The following is a 15,789-nucleotide window of genomic DNA, read 5'->3' as shown; positions in this document are numbered from 1 at the left end:
ATTGATTGACTACGAGCCTTTGCTGCTGGGGAGTTTCAGCTTGAATATTGGTCACTTACTCCATTCCTCGATTTTCTTCAACAATATTGGATATGCTGGGTATTCCATATCATGTCCATAGCCGTCCAATTCAAAAATGCTTACGTTAGTATGTCCGACTAACTTTAACATACGATATAAATAAGCATTTTCTTCGTACCTACCCATTAACTCCAACTCTCGATCTCCGGTAATAAGAAGTACTTTGGGGGCGTCTTTTCTTACCCAATACAAAGGAGCCAACTTATCTATTACTGGCTGAAGCCCGTTAATTCCAGCTTGCTTTCTTGCGGTAAAATGTGTTATAGTCTGCCCACTAAACGACACCACCCCCAACAAACTATCCGCAGAAATCCCTCTCCCTGCGAGTATATTTTTATCTAAACCAATCATAAGCGAAAGATATGCTCCCGCAGATATTCCTCCTACAACAATTTTACTTTTATTGCCGCCCACTTTTTCCACATTTTCAAATGCCCATTTCACGACATCGGCGGCGTCTTCAAGAATGTCTACCACATCTACTTTAGGTGCGAGTCTATAGCCTGCCCCAATGATGGCAATGCCTTTGTTCAATAAATAATCCGGCAACTGCTTTCCACCTCCAGTCAACCCTCCTCCATGAAACCATATTAGCGTAGTAAAATCTTCTTTATTTTCAGGATAATAAAAATCGAGTCTACATTTTTCCACTTCATAATCTGTTTGTCCATTAGTATACCTAACATCCTTTTCAATGCGATATGATATCCCCTGTCCATAGGAAACAATAGAAGAAAGCAGGAAAAATACAATAAGAATTTCTTTCATCATAAAAAATGGCTTAATTTAAAAACAGTAAAAGCCTATAAAGTAATTACAAGTCTGCTTATCTGTAACAAGTTATTTTGATGTAATTGCGAAAAATACAATTAATATCTTTTAGATTACAACTACCTATAATCTTTTCCTAAATCATTATTTCGTACTTCTGCCAACTTGGCTTTCAATTGAGTACGAAGATCCATCAAGACTTTTTCGTACCCAGGTTGTATTGCCAGATTCGTAAATTGTCTCGGATCTTGGTACATATCGTATAGTTCTATCCCAGATTCTCCTTGTTCGCCATACTGTATATAAGCCCATCTATCATTTCTAAACAGATAGGACTTTCCATTTTTTGAAACCGAAAAAACCGCATCTTTTACAGAGCGTCTAGGATTCTTCAATACAGGGCTCAAACTCTTCCCTTGAATATTACCCGGTATCGGCAATCCCGCCAATTCCGAAAGCGTCGGATACATGTCTACCAGCTCGGCAAACGATTCAGTCTTTCCTGGGGAAGTCTTCGGAGCTTTAATAATCATCGGAATCTGTACAGACTCTTCCAAAAGGCTAACCTTCATCCAATAATCATGCTCGCCGAGATGAAAACCGTGATCCGATACGAAAACTACAATCGTATTCTTTTCTAATCCTTCCTTTTTTAAGGCGTCCATAATCTTGCCGACCTGATTATCAACAAAAGACACTGAAGCGTAATATCCCGCTATGGCCTTCTTCTTTTGTGTCACGTCCATTTGTGCATTTTGAGTGGTCACATAATTAATTCCGGCTTTAGGAATGTCTGCCCAATCATTATCCACTATGGCTGGCGGGACAATCTGTTCCCAAGGATAATCGGCAAAATATTTCTCCGGTGCTACAAATGGTACATGCGGCCTTACAAAACCTACTGCGATAAAAAAAGGTTTGTTCCTATGTTCTCTGATTAATTCAATCGCTTTTTGAGCGGTCTTACCATCTGCCTGTACCAAATCATCTCCTGCAGCCCTAACAATTGTCATTACATTGCCACCTTTTCGCTCAATAGTTCCATCTGGGTTATTCTGTACCAACTCTGCCTTCCCTTCCGATAGCCATTCTGGCCCTTGGGAGTTAAATCGTTCCGTCCAGGAATCTGGATCATCTTCTCCATCCGTTCCCTTTTCGATATCAATAGGAACTCCCATATGAAAAATCTTGCCTACACGCGCCGTATAGTACCCATGATGTTTAAACCACTGCGTCATCGAAAAGCGATCAGAGCCGACCTGTTCTCTTCCGCTGACATAACCGTAGGTTTCAGTTGCGGAGGGGTAATACCCAAACATCAATGAAGCACGCGAGGGACCACAGACCGGAAACTGGGAATAGGCTCTATTAAAAACAATCCCCTCCCTTGCTAACTGATCGATTGCGGGAGTATTCATCACCTTATTGCCATACGCACCTAATGCCGAGACATTTAGATCATCGGCAATAATAAATAGCACATTGGGTTTACTACCGTTCTTTTGACCAAAAACAGTAATCGTAATAAAAAAACTAAAGACTAAAAAAGAAAATGCTAATATCCTCATCTTAAATCGTTTGTAAATATATTATTTATCTGGATAACATCACTGATTTTCCGCATGTTCTGTCAAGGCAAAATCCAAACAAAAACTATTGTTTTGAGCACGGGCAATTTTTGATTTATCTTTTGCAGTATCCTAGATAGCCATAGTGGCCATAAGGTTTCTCCATCCTCGTCAAATACAATAAATGGCCTTTCTAATCGTGTTAATTCGAATGTTCCTCTTCCTTCGATAGTAATACTACGTAAGGTTATGACAGCATACTCTTCGGCCTTCCCTTTTTATGCCGTCACTCGAAGTGTTCAGGGCCAATGCTCCGAATTGAGAGCACGTACCTTACTATTGGAACAGTATTTTACAACCACAAAAAATAATTCTTTCCGTTGGTCGGATTGTGTATTTGCTTGCACCCGACCGAGACAAGAAATAACCATAGGTACACGCACCCCTCTTTCATAAGCAGAATTTTCCACTGTTCAACGACAAATTGTGTCTATGAGGTCCCCCTAGCCTATCCTGCCAACCCATATCATCTGCCAAAAACAAATAATATTTGGGGCATCGCTATTTTGGGTCAATCCCATTTCTAGTCTGATCAACAAAATCAAAAAAAATAAAGCAGATCTGTTCATGTTAAGCAACTAAGTACACAAAATCGCTTTATTTAACGCCTGTTTTGTTCTTGTATCAACAAAGATTCCAATTCTTTACGCTTATCTGGATATCTATCAATCAGATTATGCTGTTCGGAGATATCTTTTGCTAAATTATATAACTCCTCTCCCTTTTTTCGATGCGCCGGAATATATTTCCAATCACCTTTAACAATAGCTAGATTACTATACCCTTCCTGTACCAATACTTCGCGACCTGTAGTAGACTTGCCTAAAAATACATTCAACATATTTTCACTATCGGAGGCTTCTCCTTTTGGCAATTGCTGATTGAACAGACTGGCAAAGCTAGATAAAAAATCTATCTGACAGACCAAGGCATCGGAAACGCCGCGTTTGATACCTTTCGGCCAGCTGATAATAAAAGGAACACGAGTCCCCCCTTCGTAGGCATCAGTCTTCCAGCCACGAAGCACACCATTCGGTCGGTGCTTACCATTTAACTCGACCGCTCTGTCGGCATAACCGTCGTCCAGCACTGCGCCATTATCGCTACTGAATATGATCATCGTATTATTAGCTAAGCCAAGTTCCTTAAGCTGTTTTGTGATCTGTCCAACCAACCAATCCAACTCCAGGATAGCGTCTCCTCTATATCCTAGTGGACTTAATCCTTTAAAAATTGTAGCAGGCATTCTAGGTACATGAATATTGTGCAGCGCAAAATATAAAAAGAAAGGATCATTTGAATTTTCGTTGATAAAATCCTGGGCCTTTTTCAAAAAAGCTGCACCCAATTCTTCATCTGTCCATCGAGATTGTCTCCCTCCGGACATATAACCGATACGTCCGATCCCATTTACGATAGTATGATTATGCCCCACAGAAGACTGTAACTTGAGGAGCTCAGGGTTTTCTTTTCCAGTAGGCTCGTTTCCAATTTTACCTTTGTAACTCACCTCTATAGGATCATAGCTATCCAATCCGATAACCTCATGATTTTCCATAAATACCGTGGGAACACGATCTGCAGTAGCCGGAAAGATGAAAGAATAATCGAACCCCACCTCATTAGGCCCTGGTTTGATGGATTGATTCCAATCTTTATCCACTTTGTCGCCAAGACCTAGATGCCACTTTCCAACGATAGCAGTTTTATAACCTGCGTTCTTAAAAACCTTCGGCAACGTAATCTTATCAACAGGTACAATAAGTGCCGCGTCCCCTGGTAGAATATTACGCCCTGGTTTTCTCCAAGGATATTCACCTGTCATCAGGGCAAATCGAGAGGGTGTACACGTAGCCGATGTGGTATGGCCTCGCGTAAACCGTAAACCATTTGCTGCCAATGCATCGATATTCGGAGTATGTACGGCTTTGGCCCCATAGCAACTAAGATCTCCGTAACCAAGATCATCGACATAGATCATAATTACATTGGGTCGATCTTTTTGTACTTGTGCCAATAAACTGTTTGAAGATGCTAGTATCAACATAAACACAGTCCGAATAAACACGCTAATTGAAAAAAAATGTCTGTTCATAATTACGTTACAAATCAAGTATAGTAGTTCTAAAAATAAAATATTTTATTGATTTTATTTTACAACCACAGTAAATCAATCGATTGTGTAACGCAAAAAGTACGCTCAACAAGACCGGATAGATAATAAGAAAACGGTATTAATTAAAAAAATCTGATAGCCATAAGCGCTGCTGTTAGTCGTACTATTGTAAAAAGAGTTTATCCTGCCCCTTCATCAACATTTTTAAGCGGAAAACACGCATCAAGGCATTATCTTTGTACATTACTAGGAAGTGGAGCTATTGTACACAACCGAAAGATTGATAAACGCTCATAAATAATTACTTAGTATATGAAACAGCTATTAGCACTCACGGCCCTTGCGGTCAGCATTTTTTTACTCAGTAAAATCGGCTTTTCGCAGAAGACATCGGATTTAAAATCGTCAAACCCAAATACTATGGATACTACAAATACGCACAATCAGGTTATTTATTTTGCAGGGGGGTGCTTTTGGGGCACCGAGCATTTCTTCAAGCAGGTACGCGGCGTCACTGCGACTGAAGTTGGCTATGCCAATGGAAACACTGAAAACCCATCCTATAAAGAGGTCTGCACCGGCAATACTGGATTTGCGGAAACCGTCAAGGTGAGCTATGACCCAGAGGTAATTGATCTAAAACTATTGATCGACTTATTCTTTAAGACCATCGATCCTACCACGCTTAATAAGCAAGGTAATGACATAGGTACGCAGTACCGTACTGGAATCTATTATACCAATACTGCGGATATACCTGTTATTGAGAAACTACTTGCCGAATTAAAGAAGCAATACAGCACCGAGATTGTCGTTGAAGCAGAACCCTTAAAAAACTATTACGATGCAGAGACCTATCACCAAAAATACCTTGATAAAAATCCTGGCGGGTACTGCCACATAGGACCGGCAATGTTTGAACTGGCTCGCAAAGCCAATCCAGCTCCAGCGGCAACCTACAAGAAAGCGGACAAAGAGACATTGAAAAAGACACTTACTCCGCTGCAGTATGAGGTAACGCAAAATAATGCGACCGAACGTCCTTTTAACAATGAATATGACAACGAATTCAGGGAAGGCATTTATGTAGACGTAACTACGGGAGAACCTTTATTCATCTCGACCGATAAATTTGATTCCGGTTGCGGATGGCCAGCTTTTTCCAAGCCGATCAGCAATAGTCTTATTGAAGAGGTGTCGGACAACTCCCACGGTATGCGCCGTACAGAGGTGCGGAGTAAAACTGGTGATGCCCATCTTGGTCACGTATTCAATGACGGTCCAGCAGACAAGGGAGGATTACGTTACTGCATCAACAGCGCTTCACTCAAGTTTGTACCCAAAGAAAAAATGAAAGCAGAGGGTTACGAAAAGTACCTACCACTCTTGGAAAAGAAATAAAAGAACAATGCCCGGCATCAAATATGCCGGGCATTGTTCTTAAATCATCCCCCTTAACCTCGCCCAAGCCTTCAATCACCCTCCTACATCGGCTTAATATCGATCTGCAGGCCATAGGTGCTGATCTCTTTCATCCTTTCCTCCAATTCTCCCTTTACCTTTTGTTGGCATGCTAAGCGTAAAAAAACCATGAAACAAAAACAAAAAGTAACCCACTAGTCAGCAATAAGTTAACAAAACAACTTTATAATTACCACTATTTTCAAATAAATTTTCAGAAAACCAAAACATTTACTCAGCGAGAATGTTTTACCACTGAGACCTATCTCTACATCTTAATTTTATGAACAACTAATGCATGTGATCTAGATCATTGTAATCGAGTACTTATAAACATCAAAACACAATTATGATTGAACAACCAAAAACTAAAACTGTTCGTGTTGTTGCAGTCCAGAAGACATTACGGCGAAGCCTCCTGATGTCCGGCGCACTGCTTCTCATCGGTAATCCGCTACTAGCAGTCCCTGCACTTTCTACAGACCTAGTTATGAATGTACACCTTATCTTCCAAGAAAATGAGATCGAAGGAACCGTCAAAGACAGTGCTACGAAGGCCCCGCTGGCCGGAGTAACCATTAAAGTTGTCGGCAAGTCTATTGCAACCTCGACCAACGATCAAGGTACATTCCAACTCAAAGCCGCTCCAAATGACTTAATTGAGATCAGTTACATTGGTTACGAAACCGCAAGAAGGGCTGTTCCTACCGGCACAGGCAGCTTACAGATCGAGCTGGTATCTGATGCCAGCAGCTTGGAAGAAGTCGTTGTAACGGGCTACGGCACCCAACGTAAGAAGGACCTCACTGGTTCTGTCGCTATTGTCGATGTAGCACAGCTCAAAGCCCAGCCTACTGCCACAGCGGTGGAAGCCCTGCAAGGTAAAGCCGCTGGTGTACAGATTGTCAATGACGGTGCTCCAGGCTCGACTCCGCAGATCAAAATCAGGGGCTATAGTACGATCAACAATAATGAGCCACTTTATGTTATAGACGGTGTGCCTTACGAGGGAAAATTAAGCTGGTTCAATCCCAATGATATCGAGACCATGCAGGTACTTAAAGATGCCTCTGCCGCGTCTATATACGGATCACGCGCCAATAATGGTGTAGTCATCATCACCACTAAAAAAGGAAGTTCCGGAAAACCACAGATCAACCTCGATGTATATGGCGGTATCCAAACCCCACAATATAGCCGTTATCCAAAAATGATGACACCGCAGCAGGTTTACGATATGAACAATAAGATTCATGGTACCAACCTACAATTGCCGGATTACCTACTTGCCGGAGCCAAAACATCACACGACATCACTCCCGCTGATGTAGACATGTCGCTTTACAATTATTCTCGGGACCAGTCCAGTTTTTATCAGATAACCAAAGCCAATAAAGAAGGAACAGACTGGCTCCGCGAAGTCTCCAGATCCGCACCGACACAAAGCTATCAGCTATCGGCCACAGGAGGAGGAGATAATGCGACCTACGCCATGTCGGGAGGGTATCTCAATCAAAAAGGAACTATTATCCACTCTCAGTTTGAACGGTTCAATGTACGTAGCAACACCCAATTCAAAGCTTTTGACAATAAGTTGCGTTTTGGTCAGAACATGCAATACAGCTTTACCAAAGGGGTAGGTATGGGTGTAAATCCCAACGCAGCAGGAGGATACATGGGAGATGCCAGTATCGTCGGATGGGCTCTTCGCGCACAACCCATTATACCAGTCTATGACGAAGGTGGCAACTTTGCCGGTAGTAAAGGTAAAGACCTTGGTAATGCCCGGAACCCCGTAGCCGAAGCCTATAGAGGCAAAGACAACGTCAACAAAAGTAATTTCTTCTTTGGCAATGCCTTTGGCGAGGTCGACATCATCAAAGGCCTTACAGGGAGAACAAGCTTTGGTTTGCGCTACGAAAACTGGGGAGGTATATCTATCACCTATCCTAATCCTGAGTTTTCAGAAGGTTCATACTCCAATAACTCAATGAGTGAGAGCCAAGGCTACAACACGGAATGGACCTGGACCAATACCTTAACCTACAACAAGAGGTTTGATAAACACAGTTTAAACATCCTCGCCGGTACAGAAGCGATAAACAGTAACAGCAGAGACATCTCAGGTAGTAGAAATAGTTTTTTCACCTTAGAGAGCTTGGATTATTTCTATCTGAATGCAGGTACTGAAGCCTTTGGTAATACAGGTACCGGATCTGTAGGCTCTTTGTTTTCTATTTTCGGGAAGGTTGATTATAGCTTCGATGATCGCTATATCCTAAGTGCCACGGTACGGAGAGATGGTTCATCCAATTTTGGCCCCAACAACAAATACGGCACATTCCCGGGTATCAGCGGGGCGTGGCGTATTTCGTCCGAGCAGTTTATGCAATCTGTTTCATGGCTTGAAGATCTAAAAATACGAGCGGGGTATGGAGTGACAGGCAATCAACGCATACCTGCCAACAATTACATAGCCCGCTATGCGAGTTCTATTACTCATTCTTCCTATCCCATAGGAGGCAAAGTACAGAGCGGGCTATGGCAGAGCCATTATGCCAACGAAGATGTCAAATGGGAGCAGGTCAACGCCTTTAACATCGGATTAGACTTTACCCTATTAAACGGTGATATCGACGGTACCTTCGATTACTACGACAAAAAGACGCAAGATATGCTTTTTAGGGTACCTCAACCAGCCACAGCAGTTGGACGTGCCACTTCTCCTTATATTAACATCGGGGACATGCGCAATCATGGTGTCGAGCTTTCTCTTGGATACCATTATGGACATAGACAGCAAAAAGATTTTACCTTAGATCTGACAGGTACCTTTAGTAAGAATATAAATGAAGTCGTTGCATTAGCACCATCTGTGTCTCAACAAAACTACGGTAAGTTCAGAGCCCTTGAGACAACCATCCTAAAACCTGGAGAGGTCTTTGGTGCATTCTACGGTTATCAGGTAGCAGGGGTATACAAAGATGCCACCGATGTCGCGAACTCTCCTAATTACGCCGATGAGAAAGCCCGCCCCGGAGGCTTGAAATATGTTGATCGAAATGGAGACAACGTAATCAATGCAGCCGATCGTACCATCATCGGCAACCCACATCCTGACTTTATCTATTCTCTATCCGTAAATGCGGCTTATAAAAAATGGGATCTAGCGCTGTTTTTCTATGGTTCTCAAGGCAATGATGTCTTTGACGCGACTGCTTATTTTACTGATTTCGGCACTTTTAATGGAGCACGCAGCACTCGACTACTTAATGCTTGGAGCCCTGAAAACCCCAACTCTAGTATGCCTTCTTTAACGAATAAACCATCGGAGTACGAATCTGCAACATCGAGCTATTATGTTAAAGACGGTAGTTTCTTAAAAATGAAGAACTTCCAGATCGGGTATACACTGCCCGTCAAAACGTTATTTGGACAGAACAGCAATCTAGGAAAATTACGCATCTATGCCGGAGTCACCAACTTATTTACCATTACCAAATACGATGGGTTCGATCCCGAAGTGACCGCAACACCGAGCGATTACCCAGCCATTGGCGTAGACCTAGGGGTATACCCTCAATCGCGTCAGTACTTATTAGGATTGAATTTAGGGTTTTAATAAAAAAATATAAAGTCATGAAAAAAAGAAAACTATATATAACGATACTATCGGCCACCCTATTATTAAGCAGCTGCGGCAAAGACTTTCTAAACAAAGTACCTCAAGGCGAACTATATGGCGAACAGATCGTGAACGGAAATGGTGTAGAATCCTTATTATTAGGAGCCTACGGAATCATGAATGGCAACGTAAGCGGTTCATGGGGCAACTATGCTTCTGCTCCTAGCCAATGGGTATTCGGTGAAATAACCTCTGACAATGCACATAAGGGGTCGGATGAAAAGGATCAACCGGCAATGAACAACCTGGAATCATTGAAGCCTAGCTCCACCAATGATCAACTGCTGACTATGTGGCAGGTGTACTACGAAGGGGTCAACCGTTGTAACTCTACCTTAAAATTACTGAAACAGGATCAAAACGGCGCTAAAGATATCTCCGCGCAGCGAGCAATAGAAATAGAAGCAGAGAGCAAGATGCTACGGGGACACTATTATTTCTTTCTATGGCGAGTCTTCAAAAACCTACCTTATATCGATGAAAACACAACATCTGATGAGGCAAAAGTAAAACCAAACGATACCGATATTTATGACAAGATCATAGCAGACATCAAATTTGCGGTCGATAACCTTCCTATGACCAAATTCAAGAGTGAGTCCGGAAGAATGGACAAAAACATAGCGAAAGCTTATCTGGGCAAGCTCTACCTCTACCAAGGTAAACACGATCTCGCTTTACCTTTATTTGAGGAGGTGATAAGCGGCAAAGATCTTCTTAGCATGCCATTCCAAAACAATTTTGACATCGACAAGGAAGATGGTCCAGAAGCGATCATGGTATCCAAGCACGCCATCAATCCAAACGGATCGGCCGACAATGCTAATGTAGGCGATATGCTAAGCGGCTTATACGGCACATCACCAATAGGTTGCTGTGGCTTTTATCAACCTACAATTGACCTAGCAAATGTATACAAAGTCGATGCGAACGGCCTCCCCTATCTAAATGGAGAATACCGGACAGATCCTTATACATCAGACATGCTACTAGAGGGGAAAGACAAAACAGATTATACTGTTAACGTCAAACTTCGAGTAGACCCCCGTCTTGACTATACGGTAGGCCGCCGGGGTGTACCTTACCTAGATTATGGAATCATGCCTGGTGATGACTGGATACGCGACGCCTCGTTTGCAGGTCCTTTTGTCAGCATGAAGGCCATGATCAAAAAGAGTCAGTTTCCAGGAAATGTTGTTTCCGGCGAAAACTATATCACGGGATTAGATGTCAATATCATACGTCTAGCCGATGTGATCTTAATGGCTGCCGAGTGTGCCGTTGAAGCCTCTGATCTAGAAAAAGCCCGTAAGTATGTCAATATGGTGCGCGAACGCGCGAACACGCTGCCACGCAAGCAGGTGGGAGGTATCGCCGTTGCCGACTATCTTGTCAAGCCCTACCCTAGCTTTGCAGACCAATCGTACGCACGCAATGCCGTACGGATGGAGCGACGGCTAGAGCTTGCCCTAGAAGGCCATCGTTACTTCGACTTGGTACGTTGGGGCATTGCCAAGCAGATTCTTGAAAGCTACTCTACCTTTGAAGCTAAGTACCTGCCGTACTACGGCGGCCTGAGCTATCAGCCCCATAATGCGTACTTCCCTATTCCACAGACCGAAATCGATCGTAGCGGAGGCACATTAAAACAGCATAAAGAATATTAAACAGGAGAAGTCAGCCTACTGACAATTAACATTGAGCCGATTAAAAAGATAATCGGCTCAATTTATTGCATCCATTTTCGATACCCATACATCATTAGAATAATCAGGGGGTCCACCATACACTATCCCAATTACGTATTGACTTACGCTGCCTGTCGCTCCCTTATTTACTATTTTTTGATACCAAGACTATCCCAAGAAGTTTTACATTCTGATTGCTTTACTTCTACGCTCTTTTGTTCAATATAAGCGATTTTTCTGGATTGCCCCATCCCCTCATCGGGATGAAAATATAAGCCTGTATCTCTTATAAACTTCCAATAACGAGAAAAACTGTCTCTACCAACAGGTTGCTTCCAGGATTTACTAATTGCCAACCTACCTTCGATTTGTAGATCCTGACACATATTTTCACGAGATTATTTGCTCATCCTATAGACAGAATTACCTGCTAATATAATTAAAAATAACATAAACATATTATTGATATAATAAATCATAAAATCCTGATAATAAGTATAAATTAAAAACAAAAACATTAAAACAAAATTTAATTTGGTTAAAAAACAGGGGTATATCATCCATGGACAACTAATTGTAAACTAAACCCACTTCGCATTGCCATGCACCATGTAAACATGTCTTTTTTCCTATTCTACCTTATTATTACTATTACCTTCGATGATGAGTATATACGACACCATTTTTTCTTTAACCGGTCCCACAGTGATTGATCCACCTGGCATAGACACTGTAGTTACCGAATACGTCGGCTTTTTTGAATATCTAGTTTCCCTTGCGGATAAGTTGGCTGATGATAGGCTTATAGAACGCTAGCCTAGATTTTGCAAAAAAACATTCATTATACCCCCTTTACGGGCGCACACCAGCTTACAAAGGAAGTACTAATAATCCTAGCTGAATAAACTGGCCTTGTATTTTGACTGCTTAATTCTTTAGAATAAGAACCGTTAAGAGTAAAATGATGTTTGAGCCCGATATATCGAGAGAGTTCCATTTTGCTTAGGTTCTTGGATAAAGAATAGCACAAAGAAATACAACCTTGACTTTTTCCTTCTTTTTAGTCAAGCAAAAAGGAGTCACCCTGCGCCGGTGACTTAGGCACATAAAGAGTCTTTAAAACATCACTCCTATCACCATTATCCCTGCATAGCGCAGCAAGAAGAAAACCGAGACATAAAGATTGTTGCCATGCTGTCAATTGATTAAAGTGATTATTTAAAGTGTTGGCGGAATACTCTGAACGGCCGCCACAGGAACTCCTGCAACCAAAGGCCGCACAATATAGCGGCGACACCAACCAGTAAGCCAAATACCGCCACCGTAAGGATGCCAAGATCGAGTACTGCCACCGAAGATCTATAGTTCGAAGAATCTTTTATGATAAAGTAAAAAATAATATAAAATAATTAAAACTATAAATATCAGAAGCTTAATATTTATAGTATGGATTTTCTATACAATATAAAAAACCTTAATTTCGTTGTTATTAGTATTGGCATTTTATTAGTTTTGATCAGTTTGTATTTTGATATCAGCTAAGTGATGAATGACGCATTAACCTTGTTATTGCGTCACGCTCTCACTTCACCTACGGAATATCGACTACAACAATACTCAGGTATTGTACAGATTATCCATCAGAGGGTAGTAAACCCCATTGATATGTTGGAACATATCAATCCCCTCCATGTGATGTAGAACATTATGGTCGAATCGACCGGTAGGTTCACCGTAAGCGTCTCTGCGGGGCACTCCCCGGTCAAAGGGATCCAGAGTCTGTTCTACTGTCGCCATTCTAAATCGCCTATGTGTAGCCCTGAGCAATAATGTGGCGGTACGCTGCCGATCGAATATGGGAATACTTCAGGAAACATCTCCTGTAGCGCGGTCAAATGCCACAGGTACAACTAAACCAAACATAAAATTTTGTTTTGCCATGATATTTAATTTTTGTTGATAGATCAACTTTGCGATAGCTACAGCTGAGGCCTGTCCAAAATGGTAGTATATGGCGTAAAGAGGCAGGAAAATGAACCTGATTAAAGAGGGTTAGATGGGGTTAGAGAGGTAGGCTATCCAACGCGATGTTCCTCTTCGTACTCGCGCATCTGCAAATCCATTAATCCACAACCTACCCAAAAGATACTGAAATGTACCAGAAAGGCACGGTAAAGCTACTAAAGAGCTCCTGGTATAGGTAAGATAGCGGCACATCGTGCAAGGCTATCGCCGTTATTGGTTTTATATTCTATTTGTTTTGTCAAAAAAAACCTAAACAACTACATTATCTATATATTATTAATACTCTAAAAACATGACTATTGAAGATTGACAAGTACTAACTCCTGGGGAGGTGTCAAGCTAATTGGAGAATCATAGATTTACCATGGGATCAACACCTTCGTCCTGCATCTTTCATGAATTTGAAAAATCCGGTCGTGAAATCTCTTCGTGTTTTTAAAGACCATAGCCCCCTCTTTATATTTTGTTTTGGATCCGTCGGGAATTGGTTAGTTAAAAGACCTGAAGCGAGGAACTTCAGGTCTTTTTTGTATAAATACGTACGAGTTCTGTTTTGATCAAATATAAAGCTATTTAATAACGACATCTGCTCCCATAACTTTCTTATTTGAGCGAGATACATTGTTTTGATCTACAAGTAACTTCTTACTTTCCAATGCCTGCAAATTATTGGCCAGAATTTCGAGCTGAAGGGATGACATACCTTCGGTGCTCGCTGCCGAGGTACCTTTAAGCGAAAATGTTTCGCCAAAACCACCATGCTGTCCAAATGCAACAAATGACACTTCCGGATCAAACTGCCCTAAAGTAGGTCTTCCGTCAAAATCAAGCACCTGCGTACCTAATATAGATGATTTGACCGAATAACCGGCGTACGCGTTGCCTCCAATGTCAGACCAACTTCCACGCAAATTGCCCGACACCAATGAATTATAAATATGAAGGTTATTGTTATTGGCGGATGCATTGTGAATCCCCACACCGCCGGCAGCAGTAGCTGTAGTACCCGCCTCATTACCTGAAACGGTGGAGCTGATCAGATGGAAAGTGGTGGCCCCGTATAATGCTACACCACCGCCAAAGGCGCTACCTCCAGCCTTATTGCCATAAATTGTAGAATTTACTACGTAAAATAATGACTTTTCACGGGCATAAATACCTCCTCCTACTGCGTTATTACCAAATATACCTGTGATATTTCTGGCTATAGTAACATTATAAAGTATGTTCACACTTTCGACAGCAGTATTCAAGCTGTATAATCCGGCACCTACACCACCGATGCGATTCCCTACAACCTCGGAATCGTACATCACAAGACGAGAACCATCATTCCAGATACCGCCACCATTGGAAGCAGCTATCGTCGTATAATTATTCTTTACCGATACGTGATCCATAGTTACATCGGCTAATGATGTGATATAAACACCGGGAGCGTGATTTGCAGAACCATTATCAGTTACAGAAACATTCTTCAGCAATACCTTGGCCTTTGAGACAAACAAACCTCCTCCATGCTGCTTACTGACAACAGTTCCCGATGCATTGACCGATCCGGTACCTCCTGCCATACCTTTGGTAATGGTTATGCCATGCAACTCAACTTGCTGCCCTTGCGCTTTGGGCGCAATCACAGTAACAACGTGAATAGATTTGTTGTTCCCGTTAAACTCCGTCTTATGTAACTTAGGGTCTGCTACTGATCCATTGGTAGCCTGAGCGGGATACCCCCCTATGATACGCACATTCTCTGCAATTTCAAATGTAGCATCTTGGACTGATGCCCCTCCTGTCAATACCTGCGTAGGAATATACACACCTGCTGCCACATGGATATAATCGCCATTCACAGCTTCATCCAACGCCTTATGCAAAGAAGTAGCGTTCGTCCAGGAAAGCCCATCGGCAGCAGTTTGCCCATCTACGCGTACATAAAAATGACGTGTAACATCTGGAAGCGGATCTCCTGCGGATTGTTTAATTTGTATTTCGGCTCGTACCTCATCAGTAACATAGGCCACTACTTTACCTATACGTTCAGCCAAATCACGATTTCTTGCTGTAATAATTCCAACTTTTTCAGAAGATAGCCCATTGGGTTTCACAAAGGAAATCCAGCTATCATCGGTTTTCAATCTAAAAGGCAAGTTGCTATTCAGGTCTATCCAAAGTGTGTCTAATGTATTAGGAGCATCCAACGAGACACTGGCAAAACCGATACGGCCTGTACTAGGCGTAAAACTTTCGAGATCAATATCTTTACACGAAACTAGGCAGAACAACCCGGATATTAGGATGAGAAAACTTTTCACAATACGATTCATAACATGT

General features: G+C 42.0%; 10 protein-coding genes and 1 pseudogene. 5 read left to right on the top strand and 6 right to left on the bottom strand.

Features of this window, described 5'->3' with window-relative positions:
- Positions 1-51 precede the first annotated feature (51 nt).
- From G7B20_RS02285 to G7B20_RS02275, 3 genes are all read right to left on the bottom strand, one after another.
- Positions 52-852, bottom strand: a complete 801-nt coding sequence (locus G7B20_RS02285; RefSeq protein WP_240452758.1) for an alpha/beta hydrolase — start codon at positions 850-852, stop codon at positions 52-54.
- A gap of 119 nt (positions 853-971) precedes the next feature.
- Entirely contained in the window at positions 972-2,420 is a 1,449-nt protein-coding gene (locus G7B20_RS02280; protein WP_164108404.1) for a sulfatase, read from the bottom strand.
- 661 nt (positions 2,421-3,081) lie between these two features.
- Positions 3,082-4,527: a sulfatase family protein gene (locus tag G7B20_RS02275; protein ID WP_240452759.1), complete on the bottom strand. Its 1,446-nt coding sequence runs from the start codon at positions 4,525-4,527 to the stop codon at positions 3,082-3,084.
- Positions 4,528-4,908: 381 nt separating this feature from the next.
- On the opposite strand from G7B20_RS02275, the pseudogene msrA reads away from it, so the two are divergent.
- The 4 genes and pseudogenes from msrA to G7B20_RS02260 form a co-directional block, all read left to right on the top strand.
- Positions 4,909-5,484, top strand: a pseudogene (gene msrA, locus G7B20_RS19720) (peptide-methionine (S)-S-oxide reductase MsrA); the annotation flags it as partial.
- A gap of 24 nt (positions 5,485-5,508) precedes the next feature.
- Positions 5,509-5,997, top strand: a complete 489-nt coding sequence (gene msrB / locus G7B20_RS19715) for a peptide-methionine (R)-S-oxide reductase MsrB (RefSeq protein WP_205600165.1) — start codon at positions 5,509-5,511, stop codon at positions 5,995-5,997.
- Between the two features lie 409 nt (positions 5,998-6,406).
- The gene (locus G7B20_RS02265; protein WP_164108401.1) at positions 6,407-9,679 is read left to right on the top strand and encodes a SusC/RagA family TonB-linked outer membrane protein; all 3,273 of its coding nucleotides are present in this window, start codon (positions 6,407-6,409) and stop codon (positions 9,677-9,679) included.
- A 17-nt stretch (positions 9,680-9,696) separates the two neighbouring features.
- Positions 9,697-11,409 (top strand): RagB/SusD family nutrient uptake outer membrane protein, encoded by a 1,713-nt coding sequence (locus G7B20_RS02260; protein ID WP_164108400.1) that lies wholly within the window; start codon positions 9,697-9,699, stop codon positions 11,407-11,409.
- A gap of 170 nt (positions 11,410-11,579) precedes the next feature.
- On the opposite strand, the gene G7B20_RS02255 is transcribed toward G7B20_RS02260, so the two are convergent.
- A complete protein-coding gene (locus G7B20_RS02255) occupies positions 11,580-11,816 on the bottom strand; it encodes a hypothetical protein (protein WP_164108399.1) in 237 nt (78 codons plus the stop codon).
- Positions 11,817-12,090: 274 nt separating this feature from the next.
- Here G7B20_RS02255 and G7B20_RS02250 point away from each other — a divergent pair, with 274 nt between their 5' ends.
- Positions 12,091-12,246, top strand: a complete 156-nt coding sequence (locus G7B20_RS02250) for a hypothetical protein (RefSeq protein WP_164108398.1) — start codon at positions 12,091-12,093, stop codon at positions 12,244-12,246.
- 801 nt (positions 12,247-13,047) lie between these two features.
- Here G7B20_RS02250 and G7B20_RS02245 read toward each other — a convergent pair.
- Both G7B20_RS02245 and G7B20_RS02240 read right to left on the bottom strand, forming a co-directional pair.
- Positions 13,048-13,227: a hypothetical protein gene (locus G7B20_RS02245; RefSeq protein WP_164108397.1), complete on the bottom strand. Its 180-nt coding sequence runs from the start codon at positions 13,225-13,227 to the stop codon at positions 13,048-13,050.
- Between the two features lie 797 nt (positions 13,228-14,024).
- Positions 14,025-15,782 carry a BACON domain-containing protein gene (locus G7B20_RS02240; protein ID WP_164108396.1) on the bottom strand — a complete coding sequence of 586 codons (1,758 nt, stop codon included), beginning with the start codon at positions 15,780-15,782 and terminating at the stop codon, positions 14,025-14,027.
- Between the last annotated feature and the right edge of the window lie 7 nt (positions 15,783-15,789).

This window comes from Sphingobacterium sp. xlx-96 (assembly GCF_011007365.1).
Lineage (GTDB): Bacteria > Bacteroidota > Bacteroidia > Sphingobacteriales > Sphingobacteriaceae > Sphingobacterium > Sphingobacterium luzhongxinii.
Note: the sequence above shows the minus strand (reverse complement) of the source record. Positions and strands in the feature narration are given on the sequence as shown.

What these genes read in the sequence shown, in the direction of transcription:
- G7B20_RS02255 (WP_164108399.1), bottom strand. Translation starts at nt 11,816, where the DNA reads ATGTGTCAGGATCTACAAATCGAAGGTAGGTTGGCAATTAGTAAATCC.
- G7B20_RS02240 (WP_164108396.1), bottom strand. Translation starts at nt 15,782, where the DNA reads ATGAATCGTATTGTGAAAAGTTTTCTCATCCTAATATCCGGGTTGTTC.
- G7B20_RS02285 (WP_240452758.1), bottom strand. Translation starts at nt 852, where the DNA reads ATGATGAAAGAAATTCTTATTGTATTTTTCCTGCTTTCTTCTATTGTT.
- G7B20_RS02260 (WP_164108400.1), top strand. Translation starts at nt 9,697, where the DNA reads ATGAAAAAAAGAAAACTATATATAACGATACTATCGGCCACCCTATTA.
- G7B20_RS02265 (WP_164108401.1), top strand. Translation starts at nt 6,407, where the DNA reads ATGATTGAACAACCAAAAACTAAAACTGTTCGTGTTGTTGCAGTCCAG.
- G7B20_RS02250 (WP_164108398.1), top strand. Translation starts at nt 12,091, where the DNA reads ATGATGAGTATATACGACACCATTTTTTCTTTAACCGGTCCCACAGTG.
- G7B20_RS02245 (WP_164108397.1), bottom strand. Translation starts at nt 13,227, where the DNA reads ATGGCGACAGTAGAACAGACTCTGGATCCCTTTGACCGGGGAGTGCCC.
- G7B20_RS02280 (WP_164108404.1), bottom strand. Translation starts at nt 2,420, where the DNA reads ATGAGGATATTAGCATTTTCTTTTTTAGTCTTTAGTTTTTTTATTACG.
- G7B20_RS02275 (WP_240452759.1), bottom strand. Translation starts at nt 4,527, where the DNA reads ATGTTGATACTAGCATCTTCAAACAGTTTATTGGCACAAGTACAAAAA.
- msrB (WP_205600165.1), top strand. Translation starts at nt 5,509, where the DNA reads ATGTTTGAACTGGCTCGCAAAGCCAATCCAGCTCCAGCGGCAACCTAC.